The sequence below is a fragment of the Pseudoalteromonas sp. MIP2626 genome, assembly GCF_013414205.1.
Lineage (GTDB): Bacteria > Pseudomonadota > Gammaproteobacteria > Enterobacterales > Alteromonadaceae > Pseudoalteromonas > Pseudoalteromonas nigrifaciens.
This window is the reverse complement of sequence record NZ_JAATTW010000001.1, coordinates 239,514-266,182: the sequence shown is the minus strand read 5'-3', so window position 1 is coordinate 266,182 and position 26,669 is coordinate 239,514. Positions and strand designations below refer to the sequence as shown.

Here is a 26,669-nt window from a genome sequence, read left to right as displayed (position 1 = left end):
AAGAAAACTTAATGTAAAATGCAGCCAATTTGCCAAAAATTAATAATCGCGTGTTTCCAATTATACCCAAGTGGCTTGAAAAAAGCAGGGTTCAGTGGGAATAAAGTCGTTTAAAGGCAAGAAAAAATGATTAAGGTTTAAAGCTCGTTATCGACGTCATTTAACACTGTTTATAAAATTACTTTATCCACAAAACTCGCTTTAACAATCGCCTGGGTATTGGCGGGGCGTTAAGCATTTTGCTTAGCCTCGTTTTTTACTGTTAGGAGGTTAATTTGACTAAATCCGCTCTGTTAGTCCTAGAAGACGGCACAGTGTTTCGCGGTACTGCAATCGGCGCTGACGGCATGTCAGTAGGTGAAGTAGTATTCAATACGTCTATGACTGGTTATCAAGAAATTTTGACTGACCCATCATACGCGGAACAAATCGTAACTTTGACGTACCCACATATAGGTAATACGGGTACTAATAGCGAAGACGAAGAAGCGAATCAAATATGGGCCAAAGGCCTAGTGATCCGTGATTTGCCACTGCTAGCAAGTAATTTTCGTAGCGAGCAATCGTTAGATGATTACTTAAAACAACGTAATATTTTAGGTATTGCGGACATCGACACCAGAAAGCTAACGCGTATTTTGCGTGATAAAGGCGCTCAAAACGGGTGTATTATAGCCGGTGACGAATTAGACGAAAACAAAGCGCTTCAAGCCGCGCAAGCCTTCCCAGGCTTAAAAGGTATGGATTTAGCAAAAGTAGTCTCAACCAAGGAAATGTTTGAGTGGCGCGAATCAAGCTGGACATTAGGCGAAGGTTTTAAAACCTTAAACGCGGCTGATGAAAAGTTTCATGTTGTTGCCTACGACTTCGGTGTTAAGCGTAATATTTTACGTATGCTTGTAGATCGTGGTTGTAAATTGACTGTAGTACCAGCGCAAACCTCTGCCGCTGACGTACTAGCATTAAACCCAGATGGTATCTTTTTATCTAATGGCCCGGGCGATCCAGCACCGTGTACTTATGCCATTGATGCAACTAAAACCCTTTTAGAAACCGAAATTCCTATTTTTGGTATTTGTTTAGGCCATCAATTATTAGCGCTTGCCTCAGGTGCTAAAACAGTCAAAATGAAGTTTGGCCATCATGGTGCCAACCACCCAGTTAAAGACTTAGAACGTGATGTAGTGATGATCACCGCACAAAATCATGGTTTTGCTGCCGATGAAGCTACGCTACCTGATAACCTGCGTGCTACGCACACATCGTTATTTGACGGTACTTTGCAAGGTATTCATCGTACAGATAAGCCAGCGTTTAGCTTCCAAGGTCACCCTGAAGCAAGCCCAGGCCCGCACGATGCCGCCCCATTATTTGATCACTTCATCGATTTGATGCAAGCGCGTAAACACTAATTTAACCGGAGTAATAATGCCAAAACGTACCGACATAAAAAGCATTCTTATCTTAGGCGCAGGCCCAATTGTTATTGGTCAGGCTTGTGAATTTGACTACTCTGGTGCACAAGCGTGTAAAGCACTGAGAGAAGAAGGCTATCGAGTTATATTAGTTAACTCAAACCCAGCAACAATTATGACCGACCCTGATATGGCCGATGCGACGTACATCGAACCAATTCACTGGGAAGTTGTAGAAAAAATTATCGAAAAAGAAAAGCCAGATGCAATCCTACCGACTATGGGTGGGCAAACAGCATTAAACTGTGCGCTTGAATTAGACAAGCACGGTGTATTGGCTAAGCACGGCGTTGAGCTAATTGGCGCAACAGCAGATGCAATCGACAAAGCAGAAAACCGCGAACGTTTCGATACAGCAATGAAAAACATTGGTTTAGAATGCCCACGTGCTGAAATTGCTCATTCAATGGATGAAGCAAGAGACATCATTACACGCATTGGCTTACCGTGTATTATCAGGCCTTCTTTTACTATGGGCGGCACCGGTGGTGGTGTAGCGTATAACCTAGAAGAGTTTGAAGAAATTTGTGAGCGCGGCTTAGACTTATCGCCAACGAACGAATTGCTAATTGATGAATCACTGATTGGTTGGAAAGAATACGAAACAGAAGTTGTACGTGATAAAAACGACAACTGTATTATTGTTTGTACCATTGAAAACTTTGACCCTATGGGCGTGCACACGGGTGATTCGATCACAGTTGCACCAGCGCAAACATTAACCGACAAAGAATACCAAATTATGCGTAACGCCTCTATGGCGGTATTACGTGAAATTGGTGTTGAAACCGGTGGCTCTAACGTACAGTTTGGTATTAATCCTGCAGATGGCCGTATGGTTATCATTGAGATGAACCCACGCGTATCACGCTCATCAGCATTAGCGTCAAAAGCAACGGGTTTCCCAATTGCTAAAATTGCTGCAAAATTAGCTGTAGGCTACACACTTGACGAGCTACAAAATGATATTACTGGCGGTAAAACACCAGCGTCGTTTGAGCCGGCAATTGACTATGTAGTTACAAAAATACCTCGCTTTAACTTTGAAAAATTTGCCGGTGCGAACGACCGTTTAACCACGCAAATGAAATCAGTAGGCGAAGTAATGGCGATTGGTCGTAACCAACAAGAGTCATTACAAAAAGCATTACGTGGCCTTGAAGTGGGTGCAACTGGTTTTAACCCAATTGTGGCGCTTGACGACCCTAAAGCAAAAGAAATTATCATTCGTGAACTACGCGAGCCAGGTGCAGAGCGTATTTGGTATATTGCCGATGCAATGCGCCATGGTATGAGCGTTGAGGATGTTTACGAGCTAACAAAAGTTAACCGCTGGTTCTTAGTACAAATAGAAGACATTTTAAAAGACGAAGCAAAAATTAGCGACGTAGGCATGGCTGGTTTAAATGCCGACTTCCTACGCAAGTTAAAGCGTAAAGGCTTTGCTGACCCACGTATTGCAGAAATTGCTGGCGTATCAGAAGCTGAAATTCGTAAAAAGCGTCATTTGCTCAATATATTACCAGTATACAAGCGTGTTGATACCTGTGCTGCAGAGTTTAGCTCAGACACAGCCTACATGTACTCAACTTACGATGAAGAGTGCGAAGCTAATCCAACAACCCGTGACAAAATCATGGTGATTGGTGGCGGTCCTAACCGTATTGGTCAAGGCATTGAGTTTGATTACTGTTGTGTACACGCCTCGCTTGCACTGCGTGAAGATGGTTATGAAACCATTATGGTTAACTGTAACCCTGAAACGGTATCTACCGATTACGACACCTCAGATCGTTTATACTTTGAACCAATTACCCTTGAAGACGTGCTAGAAATTGTACGTGTTGAAAAGCCAGTGGGTGTCATTGTGCAGTACGGTGGTCAAACACCGCTTAAATTAGCGCGTGAACTTGAAGCGAATGGCGTGCCTGTGATTGGTACATCGCCAGATGCAATCGACCGTGCAGAAGACCGCGAACGTTTTCAACAATTAGTTGAGCGTTTAAATCTACTGCAACCAGAAAACGCTACGGTAACATCAACTGAAGAAGCAATTTTAAAATCAGTTGAAATTGGCTTTCCATTAGTAGTACGTCCATCGTATGTACTAGGTGGTCGCGCCATGGAAATTGTATACGACGAGCAAGACTTACGTCGCTACATGACCGAAGCAGTACAAGCCTCAAACGAAGCACCAGTATTATTAGACCGCTTTTTAGATAACGCGATTGAAGTTGACGTTGACGCAATTTGCGACGGCGAGCAAGTAATTATTGGCGGCATCATGGAGCACATAGAGCAAGCGGGTGTTCACTCAGGTGACTCAGCGTGTTCATTACCTGCTCATACGCTATCGCAAGAAGTACAAGATGTAATGCGCAAGCAAGTTACTGATATGGCACTTGAGCTTGGTGTGGTTGGTTTAATGAATACTCAGTTTGCTGTTAAAGATGGCTTAGTGTATTTAATTGAAGTTAACCCACGTGCTGCACGAACTGTACCGTTTGTATCAAAAGCAACCGGTGTTGCACTTGCAAAAGTAGCTGCACGTTGTATGGCGGGTCAGTCTTTGGCAAGCCAAGGTATAACTAAAGAAGTTATTCCTCCATATTACAGCGTAAAAGAAGTTGTTTTACCATTTGCTAAGTTTCAAGGTGTGGATCCAATCCGTGGCCCTGAGATGCGTTCAACCGGTGAAGTGATGGGTGTTGGTGATACTTTCGCCGAAGCGTTTGCAAAAGCACAATTAGGTGCAAGCAATACTTTACCACGCGGTGGTCGCGCGCTATTATCCGTGCGTGATAGCGATAAGCCACGTATTGTTGAACTAGCTAAAATCATGACAGACCTTGGTTTTGAAATAGATGCAACAGGTGGTACAGCTGCTGCACTTGAAAATGCTGACATTGCGGTTCGCCGTGTAAATAAAGTATTTGAAGGGCGCCCGCACATTCTTGATAGAATCAAAAGTGGCGAGTATAGCTATATTGTTAATACCACAGAAGGTCGCCAAGCGATTGAAGATTCGAAGGTGTTACGTCGTGGTGCTTTACAGCACAAAACCAACTATACTACGACCTTAAATGCGGCGTTTGCAAACTGTACAGCAAACCAAGCAGATGACCGTGGGAAGGTGACGTCAGTTCAAGAACTACACCTGCGATTGAACTAAGGAAATGTGCCAAGGCCGTTAAATTGCGGCCTTGGGATTAAGTGAGAAAAAGTATGCAAACAATTCCGATGACAGTTCGTGGTGCAGATTTACTGCGCAAAGAACTTACCGAATTAAAAACAGTTACCCGTCCTAAAATCGTCAGCGATATTGCAGTTGCACGAGAGCATGGTGACTTAAAAGAGAATGCTGAGTATCACGCTGCGCGTGAGCAACAGGGTTTTTGTGAAGGCCGAATTCAAGAAATTGAAGCTAAGCTTTCAAATGTACAAATAATTGATGTAACTAAAATGCCTAATACCGGCAAAGTTATTTTTGGTACAACAGTTACTATTGTCAACGTTGAAACTGATGTTGAAGTTAAATACCAGATTGTTGGTGATGACGAAGCAAGTATTAAAGATAATCGTATTTCGGTTAATTCACCGATCGCACGAGGTTTAATTGGTAAGCAAGCAGATGATGCTGTGAACATTGAAACCCCTAAAGGCACCGTTGAATACGAAATCATCGAGGTTGAGTATATTTAATAACTCACTTTACGTATAAATAAAAGCCAGTGTATTAATACACTGGCTTTTTTGTTTTAAAGTGTTTAAAAGTGTTAAAACAGCCCTTATAAATTGGCCTTAAAAATTTTACTTTGTTACCATATACAGGCTGCAAATTAAGCAGTTTACTCGGAGATATTTATGAACGATACCGACCATCCCTCTAGATTGAGGGCAGAAAAATAACCCGTATTGGTATTTATCTTCTATAAATCTACCTAAGCGGTAGAGTAATTTTATTCTTTCCTATTTTTCTTCTCTCAGACACCTAGATATAAATAATGAAATTAGCCTTATTAAAGTGCTGATTATAGTTACTAGTACGCTGGTATTTTAATCAGTCATATAGTTTCATTATTTGATGGTCGTTACCTTATGCTAATGTGTTTTACTCCTAATTAATGGCTATTAGCTAAGCAGTAGTTTTAACTGTTTGAACGCCATGTTATTAATTTAAATAAAATACAATTAGCCTAGCATTAGCCAATCGGGAGATTCGCCATGACGGTAATGAGCAAAAACTACGTAGAAAATAACCCACACTTTTCTCAAGCAGAAATAGGGGCGGCTAGAAAAGTGTTTTTAGCGCACAGCTATAATAAACAAGTGCACTTATTAACAATAATGGATGTTGAAGAAGCGGTTGCTATTTTACAGCACTGTTCAATTACTTATGTACAAGACTTAATAAGTCGTTTAGAAAAAGACGGTTACGACAAACTCGCTCGACACTATGCGCATCAGTTGGGTTTTATTCACTCAGAAGTTGAAACAGCGCAAAGTTATTTAAATACCTCGGCACTGGGGCATGTGCAGCAGCGTATTGGCTGGATCATAGTATTAGCGTTATTAGGTATAGTGTCTGGGTTAATTATTACTCAATACGAAGACACATTAAGCCAGTTAGTATTGTTGGCAGTGTACATGCCGGTTATTGCGGCTGCGGGCGGTAACACAGGCTCACAAGCGGCTACTTTGGTAATACGGGCGTTAGCAACAGGCGAGCTGAAAAAAAGACAATGGTTTGCTGTGTTTCTTAAAGAAAGCCAAATTGCAGTGTGTCTTGCGTTAGCGGTGGCGGGCGTAATGGTTATTCGCATCTTATTTTTTAGCGATGTTAAATCTGCCGGTGGGTTCGATTTAAATATAATTGCGATGGCCATCGCAGTGGCATTGTTTATTCAGGTAACTATTTCTACTACGCTAGGGGGGTTATTACCTATTTTAGCGCGGGCACTTAAGCTAGACCCCGCGGTATTAGTGAGCCCTGTATTGGCATCAATTGTTGATATATCGGGGATGTGGATTTACTTTACCGTAGTTAACTATTTTTTAGAAATTGGTTAAATCAAAAGTTTTAGGTTTATATGTTTTGCGCTAATCACTTAACACTCAGTAATTAGCGCAAAACTTAGTTTGAATTTATTCTTGCACATTTCCCCCTCTACCAATTACTTTTAACTAAAATTTCTTTAGGTTATTCATCTGCCATCAATTTGATCTATGCTGATATGGAGCAATACGGTTTAACGTCCTCTCAAATAAGGATAAATAATGGCTAATATACTTTACCCGGCACCTTTAAAAGTAGGTTCTAAAATTGCGGTGTGTTCGCTTTCAGAAGGGATCGCGGCTAAATATCATGCTCGTTTAGAGAGTGTAATAAACGGTTTAAAACAGCGTGGCTATGAAGTAATTGAGGGGGCGTTTTTACGGCGCAGCGAAGCAACAGCAGAATTAGCTACCAAAGCCCATGCAGAGCAGTTAATGGGCTTTTTAGTTGACGATAGTATTGATGCAATTATGCCTCCCTTTGGTGGCGAACTTGCGATGGAAATACTGCCGCAACTTGATTTTAATGCTATTAAACAGGCTAAACCCAAATGGCTTGTGGGGTTTTCAGATGTGAGTACTGTGGCCTGTGCACTCACTGCTAAATGCCAATGGGCAACGCTGCATTGTGCCAATTTAATGCAATTGCACCCAAACGAAAAAAGCCCGTATTGCTTACAAATATTTGAAACCCTAAGTTATGCAGCAAATAGTGAGTTTACACAGGCACCATCAACACATTATCAAAAAGTAGCCCCCGATTATGCACAGCACCCAGAAGCCTTATTTAATTATACCGAGACGACTCAGTGGCAATGCTTAAATTACTTTGATCAGCGTACTATCGAAATGTCGGGGCGTTTATTTGGAGGCTGCCTAGATACCGTGGGTTTATTACTCGATTCACCATTTTTAGACCTGCATGAATTTAAAAAGCACAGCGCGCCCGAAGGGCTAATTTTATACTTAGAAAATTCAGAGTTAACCCCCACTACTGTAGCGCGATTTTTACTGTCGTTAAAACTAGCCGGTATATTTGACGACATTAACGGCATAATTATCGGCCGCAGTGAAATTACACAAGGCAAAAACCCCGAATTTGACTATCGCCACGCATTAAATGTAGCGCTTGGGGGCTGTATGTTTCCGGTTATTATAGATGCAGATATAGGCCATATTGCACCTAACTTAAATTTAATTAACGGTGCTACTTGCACATTAATTGCCGATATAAACGAAGGCAGAGTAATAAAAGCATCATTAAATACGTCGCTCTCTTAATTGGCTTTGAATAACGTGCCGATACAGGGGTATAATAAGCTGGCTTTTATAATTCGTTATTTAAGTACATTCTCAGGGCGGGGCGAAATTCCCCACCGGCGGTATGTTTAATTACTATTTTAATTACATTTGTAGTGTTTAAATAAGCCCGCGAGCGCTTTGTTGTTTTATATAATATCAAAGGTCAGCAGATCTGGTGAGATGCCAGAGCCGACGGTTACAGTCCGGATGAAAGAGAATATGGCTTAAATATAGCGTTAATAGTGCGTGGCTTTTGGCTGTGTGCTATTTATGTTTTTTAATTTAAGTTATTGTTGGTACTTATACTTTAATGCTTTTAGAGTTTATTTTATCGATCCTTTCAGTGTCCTGAATCTATTTATTTTTAATCAGGAATATAATGATGATTCAGTCTCTACTTACTCAATTTGGCGAGCCGTTAACGCGCGTCGAAAATGCCATTACCGCACTACAGCAAGGCCAAGGCGTATTGGTTGTTGATGACGAAAACCGTGAAAACGAAGGTGACTTTGTATTTTCAGCCGAGCATTTAACCACCGCCCAAATGGCTGAGATGATCCGCGAAGGCAGCGGCATTGTGTGTTTATGCATGGGGGAGGAGCGCATAAAACAGCTCGACCTACCGCAAATGGTTACTCATAACACCAGTCAAAACAATACCGCTTACACCATAACCATTGAGGCCAAAGAGGGCGTAACTACAGGCGTTTCTGCAGCCGATAGAGTTACAACGATTAAAGCCGCCACAGCCGACAATGCTAAACCTGAGGATTTATCGCGCCCAGGGCATGTATTTGGCTTAAAAGCTAAAACGGGTGGAGTACAGGTACGCCGTGGTCATACCGAAGCATCTGTAGATTTAATGCAACTTGCGGGTTTAAAGCCGTTTGGCGTTATTTGCGAGCTAACTAACCCCGATGGCTCAATGGCGCGTTTACCTGAGGTGAGCGGTTATGCAAATAAGCATAATATGCCAGTGGTATCGATAGAGGATTTAGTGCAGTACATTCAAATTGCACAACAAAAAGTAAGTTAACTGCAATAAAAAACCCCTGTTTAATTTAATTAAACAGGGGTTTAAATTATTAAAAACGGGCGATAAACGCGATTATAAAACCTGAATTACTTGCTCAGCGTCTAAACGCGATTTAGGTAACTTAGCATTATAGTCCTCAGCGCTATCGTGATAGCCCAGCGCTAATGCGACATCACATACGTAACCATCTAATTCTTTCGCAAAAATTTCACCAAGTAACTGCGCATCTACGCCTTCCATTGGGGTTGAGTCAATGCCTAAACGAGCTGCTGCGTGCATGGTATTACCAAGTGCAATGTAAGTTTGCGCTTTAGTCCAAGTTGCATTATTGCCTTGCTCATCGGTATTCATATCTACAAACGCAAACGCGCCAAAAGCTTGTTCACGGTTTTCGCTTTGCGTGCGACCATTTTTAATATCTGTGTCTATAACGTGTGCGTAATCATCACGGGTATAGTTAGTTTTGTGAGCAAAAAGCACAATATGCGATGCTGTTTTTGCGTGCTTTTGATTAAACTGAAACATATTTGCAAAGCTGTCATGAAAACGTTGCTTAGCTTGATCAGACTCAATAACAATAAACTTCCACGGTTGCGAGTTAATTGATGAAGGCGATAAACGCATAGCTTCATAAATTACGTTAAGGTCGTGATCGCTAATACGTTTAGCTGCATCATAATGTTTGGCCGTGTGGCGTTTTTCTAAATCGCTAATAATAGGGTGAGTCATGGTTTTCTCCGGGTAAATTTAACTTTAAAACAATCATACTTAACAGATAAAAATTAACGATTGGTTAGAGTAATAAGTGCTTAGTGCGAATGGCAGCTAATATACGCTTTGCTTTGTGAAAAATAAACAGCATAATAATTGAAACATTATCAAATAAAAATAGATAATATGCAGATAGACGATCTTAAACTTATTTTAAAAGTTGCAGAATTTAGAAGCATTACTTTAGCCGCAGCAAAATGCGATATGCGCACCGCAACCGCGAGTGCTGCCATTAAACGTGTAGAGTTAGCCCTTGGCAGTGAGCTGTTTATAAGAACAACACGCCACTTACGCCTTTCGGCAGCGGGTGAGCGTTACATTCCTCAGTGTGAGCAAGCACTTGCAGTGCTAGAGCAAGCAAAACAAAACCTCAAAGGCGAACATGATGAAATTGAGGGAGAGCTGCGCGTTGCACTGTCATCAGATTTTGGGCGTAATTTAGTGATCCCCTGGATTGATGAGCTTATGGATAATTATCCTAAACTCAGTTTAAGAACGCATATAAGCGACAGTAACGTTGATTTTTATCGTGATTCGGTCGATATAGCGCTGCGTTATGGATCTCCAAGCGATACTAATATGTATGGTTTTAAAATTTGTAACGTACCACGGCTCCTTTGCGCCACTAAAGAATACTTAATAGCACATGGTAGCCCCAATCACCCAGACGAATTGAATCGTCATCAGGGCATGTTTTATCAACTACAAGACATTATAAATAACAGCTGGGAATTTACCGACGGGCAAAGTAAGTTTAAAGTTAAAATGCAAGGTAAGCGTGCCTCTAACGATGGCGATTTAGTTAGACGCTGGTGCGTTGCCGGTAAGGGGCTGGCGGTTAAGTCAGCGCTCGATATAGCAGATGATTTACTGGCCGATAGGGTGGTTACGGTGATGCCAAATTATCAACATGTTAGCGGTGAGTTATGGCTTATTTGCCCAAGCAGGCAGTCAATTACTCCCGCGGTGCGTTTACTGCGCGATGTGTGCCGTGAAAAATGCCGCACAATTATAAAACAGTTAATTGCCAAAGGTATTATTGATAAAAGTGTATTGGACTAGCCATTTATTTACGCTTGATAATTTTAAGTGTAGGGTATAAATATAAGGCTTTAGCTTAAGGTGGTAAATATTAAGTCGGGCAGTTAAATTTAAATAAAGGACTTTTAATAAGGTGTGCTTATGGATTATTTAGTTGCAACCGTATTTTTTGCTGTATCAGCTTCGGTCACTCCTGGGCCAAATAACATCATGCTTATGACCTCAGGGGTAAATTTTGGCGTGCGAAAAAGCCTACCTTTACTTACGGGGATCTGTATTGGTTTTGCCTTAATGATACTACTGATAGGCTTAGGCTTTGGGCAATTATTTGCGTTGTTCCCTAATTTGCATTTAATTATTAAGTGCTTAGGAACACTGTACTTGCTGTATTTAGCATGGCTCATTGCTAAATCTGGCAGTGTAAACTCAACAAACAGTCAAACCAAGCCGCTTACTTTTATAAAAGGAGCACTATTTCAGTGGGTAAATGGTAAAGCATGGGTTGTAGCCACTGGTGCTATTGCGGCGTTTACAACCGTTGGCGCAGGTTATTACGGGCAAAGTTTTACATTAGCGCTGACGTTTTTGTTGGTTGCTTTTCCGTGTGCAGGAGTATGGTTGTTTTTTGGTACATTATTAAAGCAAGTATTAAAGTCTGAACGTTATAGACGCTACTTTAATTATACTATGTCGGCGTTACTGGTTTTATCGGTAGCACCTGTGGTGAAAGAAATTACGCTGCAGGTATTCTCCCAAGGCGTTTAAACAAAACACCCTGAGAGCAAATTTAAACAATAAGAAGTCAATGGGCCTAGGCTCGACCATTTTTAAAAGTCGGGCGCTACTTCAAACTCTAACTGCTGATGATAAATCGGGTGGCAAAACGATAAGTACTCGGCATGTAAATGTAATCTATTGGCTTTTTCACCGTAGTGATCATCACCAACTATGGGCATATTTAAGCCTAACTTATGCGCGCAATGTACTCTTAGCTGGTGCGTACGCCCCGTTTTAGGGTAAAGGTGCAAGCGGGTAATATTATCTTTTCGCTCTAACACCTGCCAAGTAGTAAGGGATGCTTTACCGTGTTGATAACACACTAATTGGCGCGGTTTGTCATCAAAATCTAAGCGCAGAGGTAAATCAATTGTACCACTGTTTTGAACTACATTTCCGGCAACTAAAGCAACGTAACGTTTTTCTATGGTACGCTCTATAAACTGTTTTTGCAGGGCTTTATGCGCTCTTTTATTGAGTGCAATAATTAATAACCCTGACGTTGACATATCTAAGCGATGCACAATGAGCGGGCCGGTAGCGTGTGGAAATTGTGTTTTAATGCGCAAATAAACCGAGTCTTCAATATTAACCCCAGGAACGGACAAAAATTCAGCAGGTTTATTGATCACTAATATATCGTGATCTTGGTAAATAATAGTTAAATCTTTACCAATAGCAGGGTTGATCAATAATGGATTTTCTTCTACATGTAAGCCTTTGAGCATATGCCCTAAAATAGGTTGGCATTTACTATAACAAGACGGGTAGTAATGTTTATGATGCCTAATAGCTGATTTAGGCGCAGCGCCCCACCAAAATTCTGCTAAAGCTAAAGGTTTTAAATTATGTTGATACGCATATTGCAATAACTTAGGCGCGGCGCAATCTCCTGCGCCTGCTGGTGGCGTATGCTCAGGCAAGGGTGCAAAAATAGCGTTTAGATCTTTAGTTTCGTTATTAGCATTTAAAAATTGGTATTGCGCAAACAGCTTTTTTTGTAAGCTTTTAGAAAGTGTTTTACGACGTTTTTTTAAGTGTGCAATTTCATCAGTAATATTATTTAGAGCTTGCTGCAGGGTGTCGAGTTTACTTTGCCATTGCTGCTTTAGTGCTTGCAGTTGCTTTTTTTCGACAATACTTTGCCCAGCTAACTGAATTTTTAGCTGCTCAAAGTCAGTTGGGGATAACTGAGTGCTTGCATCAGTGCGTTGTTGTTTACGCATTCGGCGGCTAACTTGCATTAACGCTTGCTGCGCTTCTAACTGCTGCTGATAAGTGGCATTGGCTTGGTTAAATGCGTTATTAAGAGTGCTAAATTGCTCACTATTTTCTAGCTGCTCAATTTGGGCGTTAATATTATTAATAATGCTGCTTTGTGCTAAATACTCAGCATCGTGTAGCTGCATATCGGCCACGGCAGGTACAAAGTTAATTTTACTGCTTACGCCCTCAAGTTGCCCTGAGTAAGCGGCTAAATAACCAAGCTGTTGCTGATTATTTTGCACCACTAGTACACCAAACATTTTACCCGACTCTTCATTATTAGCTGGATTTGCCAAGTACTCTAACTGTGTTTCGAGCTGTTGTTGCAACTGCTCGGTTGCTGCTACAGCAATTGCTTTAGGCTCATAGTAAAAAGGGAAAGTGAATTTTTCTGGCAGCGCAATGTGATTTACAGGCGCTGAAAATGGCGTAAAGCAAGAAGCAATATTTGGCATGGGCAATATAATAATGAAGTTTTTAACGAAATAATTAGCCAATATAATAACATAGTCGTTGCTATGTCACTAAGTGTGTTGTGTAACCTGTGTTATCCATATTTCAGGTAAGTTGTGGCGTTGCGATTAAAAAAAGCTCGGTATTAAATACCGAGCTTTGTAGGTTGGGTTGGGCTGTTTATAATTAACTATTTGTTGTGGTTGGGTGGCCATCTACCATTTGGGGTTTACCGCGCATTTTAGCAATTAAGCGCTTAGTGTCCTCTAGCGCCACATACTGACACGGAATAAGTATTAGCGTTATTACGGTGGCAAATAACACCCCAAAAGCCAGTGATACAGCCATAGGAATAACTATTTTAGCTTGTAAGCTGGTTTCCATAATAATAGGCATAACGCCAATAAACGTAGTCACTGAGGTGAGTAAAATTGCTCTAAAGCGCCGAGCGCCAGCTTGCATTACCGCCTCTTTAATAGGCACACCTTCAGCGCGTGCTTTGTTTACAAAGTCAACCATCACGAGCGAATCGTTTACCACTACACCGGCCACGGCAATAATGCCAAACATTGATAAGCTACTCATGGTCATGCCTAAAATCATGTGGCCAAACATAGCGCCAATGACGCCAAATGGAATAACCGACATAATAATAAGCGGCTGCGAGTAAGAGCGTAGCGGAATAGCCAGTAGCGCAAATATAATGATCATCGATAATGCAAAATCGCGTTTTTGTTCATCAGCACTGTCCATTTCTTCTTGAACACGCCCAGCTACGTCGCTTTGTACACCCGGATAGCTTTTTAATAAAGCGGGCAGGTACTGATCCCGAATTTCCTCTGCAATAGCAAAAGGCTCTGCTTTGTCGGTATTTACCGCTGCCCACACATTAACGGTGCGTTTTGAGTCTTCGCGTCGAATACGATTTACCCCATCAACTAAACTTACTTGCGCTATTTCGCTAAGCGGTACTTCTGCGCCGCTTGGAGTAATAATACGTACACTTTGAATATCGCTAATAGAATTACGCTCATCTTCGGGGTAGCGTATCATTACTTTAATTTCTTCACCTTCGCGTAAAATACGCTGTGCTTCTAGACCGTAATAACTAAAGCTCACCTGCGACGCTACATCGGCAAGGGTTAAGCCCATACTGTAGGCAAGCGGTTTTAAATCAAGTTGTACTTCGTCGGTGGCGCTTTGCATTGAGTCGTTTACATCGCCCACACCTTCGATAGTTTGTAACTTGGCTTTTAATTTAGCGGCAACTTCTTTAAGTACGGCAGCATTTTTACCTTCAAGTTTAAAGCTAATATCACCATCATCACGGCCACCGTTCATTATGCTATCTTCAATGGTGAGGGTTTTAACACCCGGCAATGGAGGCATTTGCTCGCGCCACGATGCACTTAGCGCAAAGGTGTCTATGGGGCGTAAATCGGGCTCTACTAAAATAGCCATAATATTGGCTTGTGTACGGCCACGTAAACTGACCGATAAATCGCGGATCATCGATTTACCATATTGCTGTTGTAGTTGTTGATCTACTTTTAGCAGCACACTTTCTATTTTTTGTGCCGTCTCTAAGGTGGCTTGCTCAGAAGAAGCCAAGTTCATTTCTATTCGAATACGTGGAAAATCATGCGGTATTTTAGGATTAGGAACAAATTTAACTAATCCTCCTGCAAACATCCCAGCGCTAATAATTAATAAGCACATAAAGCCTATTATTACTGTGTAACGATAATGAATACAGTGGCCAATAAAGGGCGTGTAATAATGGCTAACAAAGCTTTTTAAGCCGTTATCCATTACTGTACGAATACGATACAGTGGGTTTTTAGGGTTAGGTTTACGCTTACTCATAGCAGCAATATGTGCGGGTAAAATTAGTTTTGATTCAATCAAGGAAAAAATCAAACATAAAATAATCACGCCACCAATCGCTTTTGAAAACGCAGCACCTGGGCCTGTTGCTAAAGTTTGTGGTAAAAAGGCGGCAATAGTGGTCAGTACGCCAAAAGTTGCTGGTATAGCAACGCGTTTAACTCCGCGTACTACGTTATCTAGAGTGTGGCCGTGCTTTTCTATTTCGGCGCTCGCCGACTCGCCAACCACTATGGCGTCGTCTACTACTATGCCGAGCACTAAAATAAAGGCAAATAATGAGGCTAAGTTAATTGTCACGTCTAAAAAGCCAATTGGCATAAATAAAAATGCGCCTAAAAACGACACGGGTAAGCCCATCATCACCCAAAACGCTAAGCGTAATGGTAAAAATAAAGCCAGTACTAGCATGACTAACAAGCCACCCCAAATCATGTTATCGACCATCATATCAAGCCGACCTTCAAGGTAGTAAGTTAAATCAAGAATAGGGGTTAGCTTTACACCTGCGGGTAACTGCGATTCTTTTGCTGCCATGTAACTTTTAAGTACTTTGGCTACGTCGGTAATATCTTGATCTTTTGAGGCGTTTATTTCAAACGACAATGAATTTTTACCATTGTACTTTGAATATTGTAGGCCCTCGGCAAAGCCATCGTTAATAGTAGCTACATCGCCTAAATAAATTTGTGCGCCGTCGGGCAGGGTAATAAGCGGCAATTTTGCAAACTCGTTACCCCGGTAGGCTTGCTTTTCTACCCGCATAGAAATATAGCCATTTTTTGAGCGAATTTGCCCAGCCGACATATTGGCCGAAAAGCTTTGTACGGCGCTGGCAATATCTCTAAATGTTAAACCGTACTCACGCAGTTTATCTGGGCTCACTTCTATGCCTATTTCGTAATCTAGGCCAGCATTAAACTCAACCAAATTAATATTAGGCAGGGCTTGGAGTTCGTCTTTTATGTTATTACCTAGCTCTTTTAGCTGGTAGTTGCTCATGTCGCCATACAGCGCGAGGATCATAACCTCTTGCTCGTACTTATCGCGGCGCACCACAGGGCGCTCCATATCGGCAGGAAAAGTATTGATTGAATCAACCTGAACTTTTATTTCGTCAAGTACGTCTTGGGGATTATATTGCTCTTCTATTTCAACCCAGGCTTGCGAAAACCCACGGTTAGAATAAGTGATAAGGCGTTTTATGCCTTCAATTCCTTCTAGGTTTTCTTCTATTTTTATGGTTATACCTTCTTCAACCTCTTGCGGAGCAGCCCCAGGGTAAACAGCTTGTACGCTGATCCAATTACTTTCAAACTGTGGAAACATCTGTTTGCGAATAGTAAATGCCGTTAAAATACCGCCAATTAATATAAAAATCATTAATAGGTTTGCGGCTACGGGGTTTCGGGCAAACCAGGCAATTAAGCCTTTTTCACGAGTACTCATGGTTATTCCTCTTTAAGGGCAAGCTGGGTTACATCGCTATTAGGCGTGGTTTCTTCAATTTTAACGGCCATGCCCTCGGTTGGGTATTCAAGCGCTGAGGTAATAAGCTGATCACCCTCATTTAAACCTTGATTGGCTATTATCATGCCGTTTTGCTCACGAATTATATTGAGGGTTTTAAACGATAGGGTTAAGTTATTATTTAAAATGGCAATTTTATTATTTTTTACTAAATGATGCGGCACAATAATAGCGTTATCGAGTGCGCGTCCCTCAATAGTGGCATTAATGTAAGAGCCAAATCGCAGTGGTTGGCTGTTATTAGCATAAGGAGTAGCAAGCTGCGCGACTAAGTAACTCATTCTACTTTTTTGATCAACCACGCCTTCACTGCGTATTATTTTAGCTTGCCATGTTGTTTGCTTACCTGCGTACTGGGCGCTAAAAGTGACGTTTGCGTTTATGCCGCCGTTGCTTAAGAATTGCAGCTCGTTATCGGCCACGGGTAAACGTACTTCAGCAACTGCTATAGCACTTAATGCACCCAACCGACTTCCTTGATTTACCACTGAGCCTAAGCTAATGCTGCGCTCATTAATAATCGCGTTGTAGGGGGCTTTTATGTAAGTGCGTTCAAGGTTGCGGTTAGCGCGTTTAACACTGGCTTGCGCTGAGCGGTAACGTGCCATTTTTTCGGCGAGTTGCGGTTTACGTAAATACAGCTGAGATGCAATTGCATCGCTGGCATCGGCTTTAATTCGCTCCCATTCTGCTTTTGCTACGTGGGCTTGAGCACGTTCTATTTCGAGTGCAGAACTTGCTTGGGCTAAACCAGCCTGGGCTTCAATTAAGTCGGCTTCGTAATCATTTGGATCAATTCGTGCTAAAATATCGCCTTGTTTTACAAATGCGCCTTCAACAAACTGCCCGGCAACCGAAATAACTTGCCCACCTACTTGTGCAATTAACTCTGTTTTATCTTTTGGTTTTACAATACCGTAAGATTTTACATCGAGTGTTATTGCATCAAGGTGAACGTGTTGCGTGGCAATAAGTGGGCGAGTATCTTGTTCTGGTTTTTCTTCGGGTGGCGTTTTCATGGTTGAAAAAGCGAAAGCTAACGCAATTCCGCCAATTAAAACCGCAAACGGCAGTATTATTTGTTTTTTAGAAGCCACGAGGCATTCCTTCATAATTGTGGTGACCAGCTAATAATGCGCAACAAAATGTTTACAAAGCATTTAAAGATGTAACAAGGTATTGCGCTTCACTACCTGTTTATTTAAGGCATGACTAAAAAATGCAGCAGCAAACAAATATATTTATATTGAGGTTATTATGAAAACACAGCCTATGGCGTGTCGGTTAGGCTGTGGGGCATGTTGTATTGCGCCAAGTATTAGCTCACCCATTCCAGGAATGCCAAACGGTAAAAAGGCCGGAGAGCGTTGTATTCAGCTAGATGAGCGTAATTTATGTAAGTTATTTGGCGACGCTAGTCGGCCAAAAGTGTGCAGCGATTTTAGCGCCACACTGGATGTATGCGGTACAACTAACGCGCAGGCTTTAGCGCTTATTACTGAGCTTGAAGAGTTGACTTAATCCTCGTTTTTAATACACACATATTTACATTTATTTATGAATAAGTGTTTTAAATACTTGAATGCAAAAATTGAAAGCCGCGCTTTTCGCAGCAGCAAGCTCAACGCTTACGATTAAAGTACAGGTTTGTGGCTGTTTTTGTAGATGCGAAGCTTGCTTGCGTGACGGGCAAAGCCTGTAAAGTGATTTACTTACAAAGAGGTTAAGAGACGCTGCGCTTTTAGAGGAAGAGATAGACCCGAAATAAGTCCTTATTATCCGAACTTAGGATTATATATTGACTCATTTACTCCCATTATCGGCTGTTTGTACAATAGTGTTTTACTTTAAATAATTGAACTGTGCTTTTCACGTGAGCAAGCCTATCATCTACAACTATCTGGTAAATAATAAGCTTGCTTGTGTAGTGCGCTACCAGCTATAGGTTGCGCTTAGCGTATATTGCTCGCCCCGTCCAGGAGTGCCCGGGATCTCTTGAAACGATTCATTCCACAGGTTATCTGCGGCCAATGTAATAAATAAGTTTTTAATCTGCGGCGGCATTATTTTTAAGGTTAAATGAGTGAATAACGCATCATCACCGCCACTGCGCAGCGTATTTTCATGTTGTTTGCGCCATTCGTTATCTATACGAAACTCTAAAATATCTGTTGGGTTCCAAATAGCCGCAAGGGTTAGCCTATGATCGGGGTAGTTTAATGCGTAAAAGCTAGCATCTATATCGGCTGCGCCATAATTCTCTGATTTTTTTAAAAAGCTATAACTGGCAATAATTTCTGCGTTATCAAAATGCTTAGTGGCAAGAAACTCAACCCCCGAGGTATTAATATCTACCGGATTGGCAAAGCGGGCAGAAGTGGCATCTAAACTATAAGTCCAATCGGTTAAGTTATCATCTTGGCGATAAAAAACAACAGAGTTAAAGCGCCAACTTTGTTGTTCTAATAATAAGCCCAGCTCGAGGTTTTTAGTGGTTTCGCGTTCAAGGTTATAGTTACTTCTAAACAAACCGCCAGTGTCACTGCCGCCAATTGCGGTATAGCCTGCTACTTGGCTTGCCTGTGCATACGATAAATAAACAGTGCGCTCAGTGCCGTCGCTGTTTTGTGTATTTAAAGTTATATCACCAATAAGTGAAATTTCAGAATCGTCACGATTGGTATCGTCAAAAGCCGCACCAAGGCGAATAGTAAGGTGTTGATCGCTCTCAAGTGCCATTTGGTACTCTGGCAGCACGCTTACTTTATAATAATTACGAGAGGTGAAATTATTTTCAAGCGTGGTCGATTCTATCGAATCATTAATAAATTGCGCAGAGTAATTGAGTGCAAAAGACGCACTGTGTGCATGGCGCCCCGAAAGTGCTAGTGATTTAACGTCGGTTTGATGAAACGCTTCGAACGACATTGGGTTTTCACGAGAGTGCACATAGTGATCCTCGTGTTTACGATAATACGTAGATACTTCAAACGAACTCTCTGCGCCATAGTTTTGTTTATGGTTGAGCATAAATAGCTGAGTTTTAAGATCTTCAGTTTCGTTAACTCCAAACGGAGTATACAAATTTGGCCAACCAAAAAACTTTTCTTGAGAGCCAAAAAACAGATCGGTTTGTGAGTCTGGGCCCACTAATTGAACACGGCTTGAGGCGCGGGTAAAGTCATGATCGCCATAATCAATAGAGCCATCACTTTGTGAGTGAGAAAACTCGCCTTCTACACCCAACTGCCAATCGGAAATACCATCCAATGGTATATTTATGCCCGCATGCAGGCTTTGTAAATTAAAGTCGTTGCTGCCAACCCCAAGTGATACGCTACCACCGGTACTAATAGGCTTCCAAGCAAACGATACTGTACCAACGGAACTGTTAACGCCATAAAGTGCATTATCTGCTGCGGTGAATATAGCTGGGCCACGTAACATTTGTGGCGCTATAGGAATTTCGGCAAAATAATGTCCCGACTGCGGATCGAACAATGTTGCGCTGCCAACCCTAAAACCAGTATTTTCGAAAATACCACCACGAATAGTTACATCGGCTTGTGCTTCGGCCATATTACGCGATTGCACATCAACACGCGGATCATACTCTAAATTAGAAACCGGTGAGTCGAAGGTGCCCACGGGTTCTTTATTTGCTGTAGGGGAAGCTTCAACCGTTATTTGCTCTATTGCTGTGGCATTTTTAGTTTGTACTTCAGCGTAGGCAAAGCCAGTAACACTGCATAGCAATGTAGGTAATAATACAGGTAATATAAGGCGCGGGGCACGATTCATGTTTTTCTCATTTTTGTATATGTAATTGTGCTAACAATTAAATCCGAAACACCTTGTTAAGGCGTGATAAAGTAGTCAAATAATTGTAATTTGGCTTGGTATTGTATATTAATCTTAAAAAATTGCATTTGATAATCATTCGTAAAGTAGGGTAATTGATTTTATGAGCACAGTACAAACAAACGAAAATTCGCATCTAGAAAGCATTTACTTTGCTGGAGGCTGCCTTTGGGGGGTACAAGAGTTTATTAAGTACTTACCCGGCGTTGTTACCACTGAGGCTGGGCGAGCTAATGGCACAAATAATAATACACAAGGTGAATACGACGGTTATGCCGAGTGCGTTAAAGTAACCTTTGATACAACAGCCGTGACACTCAATAAACTGATTGAATACTTTTTTGAGATTATTGACCCTTACAGTGTTAATAAGCAGGGTAACGATGTTGGTTTAAAATACCGTAGTGCTATTTATAGTAAACAGCAATGTCACTTAACAATTGCAAACGACTATATAAATCAACGCGCTGATGCAGATAAAATAGTGGTACAAGTTCAGTTGCTAACCAATTATGTTCCCAGCGATGCAGAGCACCAAGACCGGTTAACTAATTTTCCCGATGACTATTGTCATATCCCACCTGAGTTATTACATAAATATAAATCGAAATAAAGTTAAAGTCTGCTATATAAATTACGCTAAAAGCGACTGCTTTTATCAGCAGGCTCTGTGGCTATAGTAAAACTTTAATAAAAAACATTCAGCCACAAAAAAGCTCACAAATTGTGAGCTTTTTATGTGCTTTAAAACCTGCCGCTACTTTTGTGGCGGGAAGTTATTTAAAATTTTAGCGACTGTTTTTCTAACCGACAGTTCACGTTGCTCAGGAGATTGGTTTTTCTTTAATCGACCATCTTCAGCGCCGCGCCATACTAACTGGTTTGATTCACGGTCAATAATATCAATAACTAAAGTACCTACTTCGTATTCACGAGCAGATATATCGTTTTGATACCCTAAACCCCACGAACTCCAACGAGCGCCGTAGCCAATGTTAAAAGAACTTACGTCTAGCTCTTTATCTACCGACGCATGGTAGTTTACCAGCACGTCTGCTTGAGCAGAATCGGTTAAGCTCATGCCCATTTTTTGATTAAGCTCACTGCTTATTGCGCTGCGTACACGTTTTTCCATTAACGCGTTAATTTGATAGTTATTGGTATCTTTTGTTAAATCAGCATTTTCTACCCACGCAAAGGTTTTATAGTTAGCAAAGTTTGCTGACTTGTCGTAATCCCAATCTGCGGTTTGCGTACAAGCAGTTAAAAACGCAAGTGCGGCTACAATAAAAATATTTTTCATACAGTTTGCTCCTAATCTTTTTTATAAAATAACACACATTGTTAGGCAGTGTGATATTTAAGCGCTTAACAACAGTTTAGCTGCTATAGCTGAACCATTGATTAATTACTTAATGTTCCACTTCTATCCAATCTTTTTCGTCTACCCAGTTTTGTGCACCGTCTTTAACTGAACGAATTGGCACAATATAATCGCAGCTTGTTTGCGGTTTAACTGACGCAAATATAGGGACGAAGCCAAAGCTAAGCGCGGTTTCAATAATTGCCTTTTGATTTTGCGGATCAATGTCGGCGGCTTCATCTATGTATATAGGTATACGGTATAAATTTTGTTCTTGTGAGCTTAACAAATAGCGAATAAACAACATACCACATAATAACTTAATAGTTATACGCGTACCGTTGGAACCCGCCGAGTCTATTTTGTCAAAGTGTTCGGTATCGCCTGCGCGATTAACTACTTCAAAACGAATATCAAATAAATCGGTGAGGGTAAGGCCAGCTTTGTCGGATGCGAGCTTAATTAAATGATCTTTCGCCTCGTTTACTGCGCTTTCGCTATAGGGTTCTTGGCTGAGTAAATCCAGCGTGTCCCCTTGTTCAAACTGATGCGAGGTACTAATTATAGTATCTATGCTATCAACTAACATTTTGCGCGGTATTACATTAATTTTAAATGCTTGCAGGTTCGAAATGCGATGCTGGCTAATGCCTTTATTAAAGCTGTTCATTTCGCGGCGCAGGCGGTCTAAATCTTCGCGCAGGCCCTTAATGGTTGCGGCTACTTCAGTTAGAGCCACGCGCCCTTGACGCTCAACGGCATCGCGTTCGTTATCAATGTTATGAAACGCACTAATGAGTTTTTGATACTTACTAAATTCATCGTTTTCGTTATCAAACTTGGTAATACCGGCGTTATAAATATGCAAATAGGTATTACGTACGTTTATCTCAAAGTTACGCAGCTCTTGGCAGTCTTTATTAAAGTGATGCACTAGGTCGCTTAAATTATCAAAGTCTATTGTTACCTCTATCATGTAAGGGGTAACTTTGCCGCTGTATAAATCAAGGGTGTGGTCAATTCGCTCACTTTTAACTTGGCGCAAACGATCAGACTGGCGATTAATTTGCGCCTGTTTTGATTTAATTATTGAGCGTCGGTCGCTAATTGAGCCGCTATTTTTTTGAATGTCTTGTAGGTAGTCGTCAACCTGATCGCGCTCGGCTAACAATTGCTCTTTTAGCATGGTTTGTGCTTCTGCCGATTGCAGCATAGTGTCAAACTGCTCTAAACGTTTAAGGGCAGCCTCGGCGCTCATTAGCTCATCGTACAAGGTGTCTTTTTCTTTTTGCTTGTCGGCCACATTTGCAGCTACATCGCGCTGTTGCTTAAACTCTTTTAAAGCCTGTTCAAGGGCGCTTAGCTGAGCAGTTAGCTGCTCTTTATTTTCGCCGCTTTGCATTTGTACAGGGGAGAGCTTTTTAAGCTTAATACTCGCACCAGGCAGAGTAAGTACGCCGCCTTTAACGTTTTCACTTAAGTGCGATAAAAATTCCCCAAACGCATCTTCGTCATCAATACTTATATCGCCATTGCTGGTGGTTGCAAACGAGAGCATGTCGGGGTTTAAAATGCGCGAAATTTCTTCCACTTCTTTTAACGACAGTTCTTCGCGCATGCGGGTAAATAAATTAAACTCCAAGTTTTTAAGTTGCAGCTTTAAGCTCTTAATTTGTTTTTGGGTTTCGCTAATACGGTAGTCAAGAGTATGCAGGCTTTGCCCTTGTGCGCTGGTAATAGAGTGCGAAAGCGACTCGTAGTCTTGCTTTAACTGGGTTAGGTTCGTTTTAAGTGTGGCTTTGTTAACCAGTTCAAATTCATTTTTAAGTGCGTTAAAATCTAAAAACCATTGCTCTATTTGCGTTTGCCTGCGCTCTATATCGCGCGACTGCTGCACGTACAAACTTTGCTTTTGTTCAAACTCGTGTTTTTCGTGCTCTATGTTTTCAAGCGCTATTGCTAGCTCTTGTAGTTGCGATTCTTGGTAGTTGTCAAAGTCAATGAGTGCCTGGTCAATTTTTGGAGCATAAGCCGCTAATTTACCTTTTAGTACGGTTTGGTTCTCTAGCATCGACTCAAGCGCGGCTATGGGCTCTTGCATCGATTCAAGGGCGTGTAACTCGCGTTTACTGCGGTTTACTTTGTCGAACGAGCGACGCCACACTTCATAAAAGTCGACCTTAGAGTTAGACATATGGCGCTCAAATACACGTAGCATAAAGCGTTTTACATCGGCGGCACCGAGTTTATGTAAGTTAAGAATACGGCGAAATATTTCTTTATAAATAGTAGAATCTTGAACGTTATTAAGCGGGATCATTTTTAAGTTGATCTCGTCGTCAAATGGGGTTGCGCCGCCGGTGAGTAGGGCGTTTAGCTCTTGCGCTTTTAACTCTATGGGGTTGTAACCAAGCTGTTTTAAATGGCTGAACAGCTTAGTGTATTTAATAATGGTTTTACCTTGGGTGTACTGCTCTAAATCAAGCTTACCTTGGTAGCAAAAATATTGGTGCGCATAACCGGCAATTTTACCCAAACCAGCTACACCAATTACTACTGAGCCATGGGGCAGGTTTGCTTCAAGCAAAATGTAGGATTGATCGGATGAAAAATAAAACTTACGGGTTTCGTCTAAATCGTGGCCATCCCATTCGGTTAGGCGTAAATCGTTAATAAGCGGAAACTGCAGGGCATTTATTACTGAGCTTTTACCGGTATTGTTGGGCGCACAAATAGAGCTGCTTTTATCCAGCGGGATCACACATTTTGCGTAACCTGCAGTATTGAGTAGGGCGAGTTTACTTAGTCCGTATAAATTTTTCATTGCTCGTCCTCTGTTAGGTAGGTTTCTTCGTTTACTTCCATTAAGGCATCTATATAGCGATGAATTGGGGCTTGTAGCATAAAGCCTGCTTCTACTTCGCGTGCCAAACCTAAGCGTACCATGCGCAGGTACACGTCTTTGCGCAGATCGGAGCCCGAAAATATCTCCAGTTGATCAAACAAGTGTTTGTTAATTTGCACTAAGGTTTGCATTAACTCTAAATCGTTTACTTCGTCGAACAAGGCGCGCATTGGGTCTTTGCCGGTGTTGGCGTAGTGCTCAATTAAAATATAAATAGTGAGCGCAATAGCCCGGGATATTTTGCCCATATTGGGTGTGCTTTCGTCGCTGCTAAAGTAATAAAAGCCACGGCTGTCGTGTTTTAGCTCGTTACCTAGGGCGCTAAATAGCGCACTGTAAGCGTCTATGTTTTGATCCAGCTCTTGCCACATTAGGTTGTCTTGTTCGCAAATATGATAACCCGCCACTAATTTTTTATTAATTGCTTGTAAGTGGGTAAGCTCGTTTAAGTTTATTTGTGTCATGGTGATTACTCATCTGCCTTACTAGGTGTTTGCGGCTGTGAATTATAGGGATAAAGAGAAAAATACTGACCGGCAATTTTAAAGCGTGCTTTTTCATCGCTTTGGCTTTTTTCAAGCTCGTCGTCACTCACTAATTTTTGATACAAAAACAGCATTTCTTCGGCATCTAAATTGGGGTAACTTTCGTCTAAAAATTGCAGCAATGGTTGCGGCTTTTTACGTTTTGTATTGAAGCGTTTTGCAAAGCTGCTTTTAACATCGTTGTAATCGGGAATGTTTGGCGTTTGAAAAGGCGGTACATCTTGCTGATCGGGCAATTGGTATTCTTGGTGTTCAAACTCAACCAAACTTGCCATATAGGCAACTATATGGCGTTGTTGCCCCAACGAGTAACGCTGTGCGTCGCTCACAAAGTGTGGTTGCACCGCTGTTAGCATGTTATCTACGCCATTTTTACGCACTAATCCAAGCACTTTTGCAGCTTGGCGGGTAATTAAGTTATTTCGGCGTAGCTCTTCACGCAGCGGCATTAGCATGTCGGCACTTTTACGCAGGCTTTCGCGGCCTATTAAATGCATTTCGAGAATACGGGTACGTAATTGCTCTAGCATGCGTTTGTCGGTATATGCTTTACCCGATTGCTCAATACGCTCTATTTGCGTACTAATTTGCTGCTCTATAAGGTTAAAACAGGCATGAAATTCGCCGCGAATATCAACCATTTCAAGCATTGGCTCTATGTATTCGTCAAACGCTTCTATTACCGCTTTATAACGTTTTTGCAGCGATTGCACCGCGTTATTAGATTTAGCTTGCTCAACAATATTTAAAATAGCGTTTTCGTTGTGTGCGTATAGTTTCATTATTTTGCGCACCCGATCATCCATAATACGGCTAAAACGGCGTAAGTCGTCAAAATCTTCCACTTCGCCCGCGTTAGCTAAGCGATCGCCAAGGCGGGCTAAGTCCTCTACTAATACACTAATTTCTTGTGCTAAACCTAAATGCTCTTCTTGCAGTAAAAAAGTAGCAAAGTCGGCAATGGCACGGTTTATTTCAAGCTGCGAGGATTTAGCCAAAGGAATTATAATATCTTGATTTAACAAGCGATTAGTTTCTTTATAAATACGATCGTTATGCCATGTAGGTTGTTTGTGCTTAATGGCATTTTGCAAATCTTTAATACTAAAGTCGGCCATTTTAAAACGTTTAAATAATAGCTCTAGCACCCCCCAATGTTCGCTAAGGGTATTTAATAGCTTTTTAGCTGGGATCATAAGGCGTTTATACATCCTAGTATGTTGTTAAATAACGAGCTAAATAAGCGAGTTATTCATAATTTTAATAGCGCTGATAGCTATATGGTATTCGTTTTTACAACGATTTAATAATAGTTTTTATCAGGTCATAGTGATAACATCCGCACCGAAAATAGGCACACGAAATATGCGGCTCTATTTTCTTCATAGGTTCAATTTTTACA

19 protein-coding genes and 1 riboswitch are annotated in these 26,669 nt (G+C 41.4%); of the genes, 10 read left to right on the top strand and 9 right to left on the bottom strand.

What is annotated here, in order from left to right; genetic code table 11:
- Positions 1 to 275: 275 nt before the first annotated feature.
- The 6 genes from carA (at position 276) to ribB (ending at position 8,868) form a co-directional block, all read left to right on the top strand.
- A complete protein-coding gene (gene carA, locus HC000_RS01180; protein WP_179806696.1) occupies positions 276 to 1,412 on the top strand; it encodes a glutamine-hydrolyzing carbamoyl-phosphate synthase small subunit in 1,137 nt (378 codons plus the stop codon).
- 16 nt (positions 1,413 to 1,428) lie between these two features.
- Positions 1,429 to 4,647 carry a carbamoyl-phosphate synthase large subunit gene (gene carB, locus HC000_RS01175; protein ID WP_179806695.1) on the top strand — a complete coding sequence of 1,073 codons (3,219 nt, stop codon included), beginning with the start codon at positions 1,429 to 1,431 and terminating at the stop codon, positions 4,645 to 4,647.
- 53 nt (positions 4,648 to 4,700) lie between these two features.
- On the top strand, positions 4,701 to 5,177 hold the full coding sequence (greA, locus tag HC000_RS01170; protein WP_011327913.1) for a transcription elongation factor GreA: 477 nt from the start codon (positions 4,701 to 4,703) through the stop codon (positions 5,175 to 5,177).
- A gap of 522 nt (positions 5,178 to 5,699) precedes the next feature.
- Positions 5,700 to 6,545: a magnesium transporter gene (locus HC000_RS01165; RefSeq protein WP_011327914.1), complete on the top strand. Its 846-nt coding sequence runs from the start codon at positions 5,700 to 5,702 to the stop codon at positions 6,543 to 6,545.
- A gap of 207 nt (positions 6,546 to 6,752) precedes the next feature.
- A complete protein-coding gene (locus HC000_RS01160; RefSeq protein WP_089368110.1) occupies positions 6,753 to 7,811 on the top strand; it encodes a S66 peptidase family protein in 1,059 nt (352 codons plus the stop codon).
- A gap of 64 nt (positions 7,812 to 7,875) precedes the next feature.
- A riboswitch (FMN riboswitch) is annotated at positions 7,876 to 8,055 on the top strand.
- 159 nt (positions 8,056 to 8,214) lie between these two features.
- A complete protein-coding gene (gene ribB, locus HC000_RS01155; RefSeq protein ID WP_179806779.1) occupies positions 8,215 to 8,868 on the top strand; it encodes a 3,4-dihydroxy-2-butanone-4-phosphate synthase in 654 nt (217 codons plus the stop codon).
- A gap of 72 nt (positions 8,869 to 8,940) precedes the next feature.
- Here ribB and HC000_RS01150 read toward each other — a convergent pair whose 3' ends face one another.
- Positions 8,941 to 9,597 (bottom strand): nitroreductase family protein, encoded by a 657-nt coding sequence (locus tag HC000_RS01150; protein WP_086993412.1) that lies wholly within the window; start codon positions 9,595 to 9,597, stop codon positions 8,941 to 8,943.
- A 168-nt stretch (positions 9,598 to 9,765) separates the two neighbouring features.
- On the opposite strand from HC000_RS01150, the gene HC000_RS01145 reads away from it, so the two are divergent.
- On the top strand, positions 9,766 to 10,701 hold the full coding sequence (locus HC000_RS01145) for a LysR family transcriptional regulator (RefSeq protein ID WP_179806694.1): 936 nt from the start codon (positions 9,766 to 9,768) through the stop codon (positions 10,699 to 10,701).
- 120 nt (positions 10,702 to 10,821) lie between these two features.
- Positions 10,822 to 11,445, top strand: a complete 624-nt coding sequence (locus HC000_RS01140; RefSeq protein ID WP_011327920.1) for a LysE family translocator — start codon at positions 10,822 to 10,824, stop codon at positions 11,443 to 11,445.
- Positions 11,446 to 11,507: 62 nt separating this feature from the next.
- Here HC000_RS01140 and HC000_RS01135 read toward each other — a convergent pair whose 3' ends face one another.
- The 3 genes from HC000_RS01135 to HC000_RS01125 form a co-directional block, all read right to left on the bottom strand.
- Positions 11,508 to 13,178 (bottom strand): RluA family pseudouridine synthase, encoded by a 1,671-nt coding sequence (locus HC000_RS01135; RefSeq protein ID WP_179806693.1) that lies wholly within the window; start codon positions 13,176 to 13,178, stop codon positions 11,508 to 11,510.
- A gap of 184 nt (positions 13,179 to 13,362) precedes the next feature.
- Positions 13,363 to 16,512, bottom strand: a complete 3,150-nt coding sequence (locus tag HC000_RS01130) for an efflux RND transporter permease subunit (RefSeq protein ID WP_179806692.1) — start codon at positions 16,510 to 16,512, stop codon at positions 13,363 to 13,365.
- A gap of 2 nt (positions 16,513 to 16,514) precedes the next feature.
- Entirely contained in the window at positions 16,515 to 17,690 is a 1,176-nt protein-coding gene (locus HC000_RS01125; RefSeq protein ID WP_011327923.1) for an efflux RND transporter periplasmic adaptor subunit, read from the bottom strand.
- A 160-nt stretch (positions 17,691 to 17,850) separates the two neighbouring features.
- On the opposite strand from HC000_RS01125, the gene HC000_RS01120 reads away from it, so the two are divergent.
- A complete protein-coding gene (locus HC000_RS01120; protein ID WP_011327924.1) occupies positions 17,851 to 18,114 on the top strand; it encodes a YkgJ family cysteine cluster protein in 264 nt (87 codons plus the stop codon).
- A 411-nt stretch (positions 18,115 to 18,525) separates the two neighbouring features.
- Here HC000_RS01120 and HC000_RS01115 read toward each other — a convergent pair whose 3' ends face one another.
- Positions 18,526 to 20,394, bottom strand: a complete 1,869-nt coding sequence (locus HC000_RS01115) for a TonB-dependent receptor (RefSeq protein WP_179806691.1) — start codon at positions 20,392 to 20,394, stop codon at positions 18,526 to 18,528.
- A gap of 163 nt (positions 20,395 to 20,557) precedes the next feature.
- Between HC000_RS01115 and HC000_RS01110 the strand changes: the two genes are divergently transcribed.
- Positions 20,558 to 21,067: a peptide-methionine (S)-S-oxide reductase gene (locus HC000_RS01110; RefSeq protein ID WP_179806690.1), complete on the top strand. Its 510-nt coding sequence runs from the start codon at positions 20,558 to 20,560 to the stop codon at positions 21,065 to 21,067.
- A 144-nt stretch (positions 21,068 to 21,211) separates the two neighbouring features.
- Here HC000_RS01110 and HC000_RS01105 read toward each other — a convergent pair whose 3' ends face one another.
- The 4 genes from HC000_RS01105 to HC000_RS01090 form a co-directional block, all read right to left on the bottom strand.
- Entirely contained in the window at positions 21,212 to 21,757 is a 546-nt protein-coding gene (locus HC000_RS01105; RefSeq protein WP_179806689.1) for a DUF4136 domain-containing protein, read from the bottom strand.
- 109 nt (positions 21,758 to 21,866) lie between these two features.
- Positions 21,867 to 24,641, bottom strand: coding sequence for an ATPase (locus HC000_RS01100; protein WP_179806688.1), 2,775 nt, complete (start codon positions 24,639 to 24,641; stop codon positions 21,867 to 21,869).
- Positions 24,638 to 25,186, bottom strand: a complete 549-nt coding sequence (locus tag HC000_RS01095) for a hypothetical protein (RefSeq protein ID WP_058373159.1) — start codon at positions 25,184 to 25,186, stop codon at positions 24,638 to 24,640. The genes HC000_RS01100 and HC000_RS01095 overlap by 4 nt, the downstream gene beginning before the upstream one ends.
- Positions 25,187 to 25,191: 5 nt before the next feature.
- On the bottom strand, positions 25,192 to 26,463 hold the full coding sequence (locus tag HC000_RS01090; RefSeq protein ID WP_179806687.1) for a hypothetical protein: 1,272 nt from the start codon (positions 26,461 to 26,463) through the stop codon (positions 25,192 to 25,194).
- Between the last annotated feature and the right edge of the window lie 206 nt (positions 26,464 to 26,669).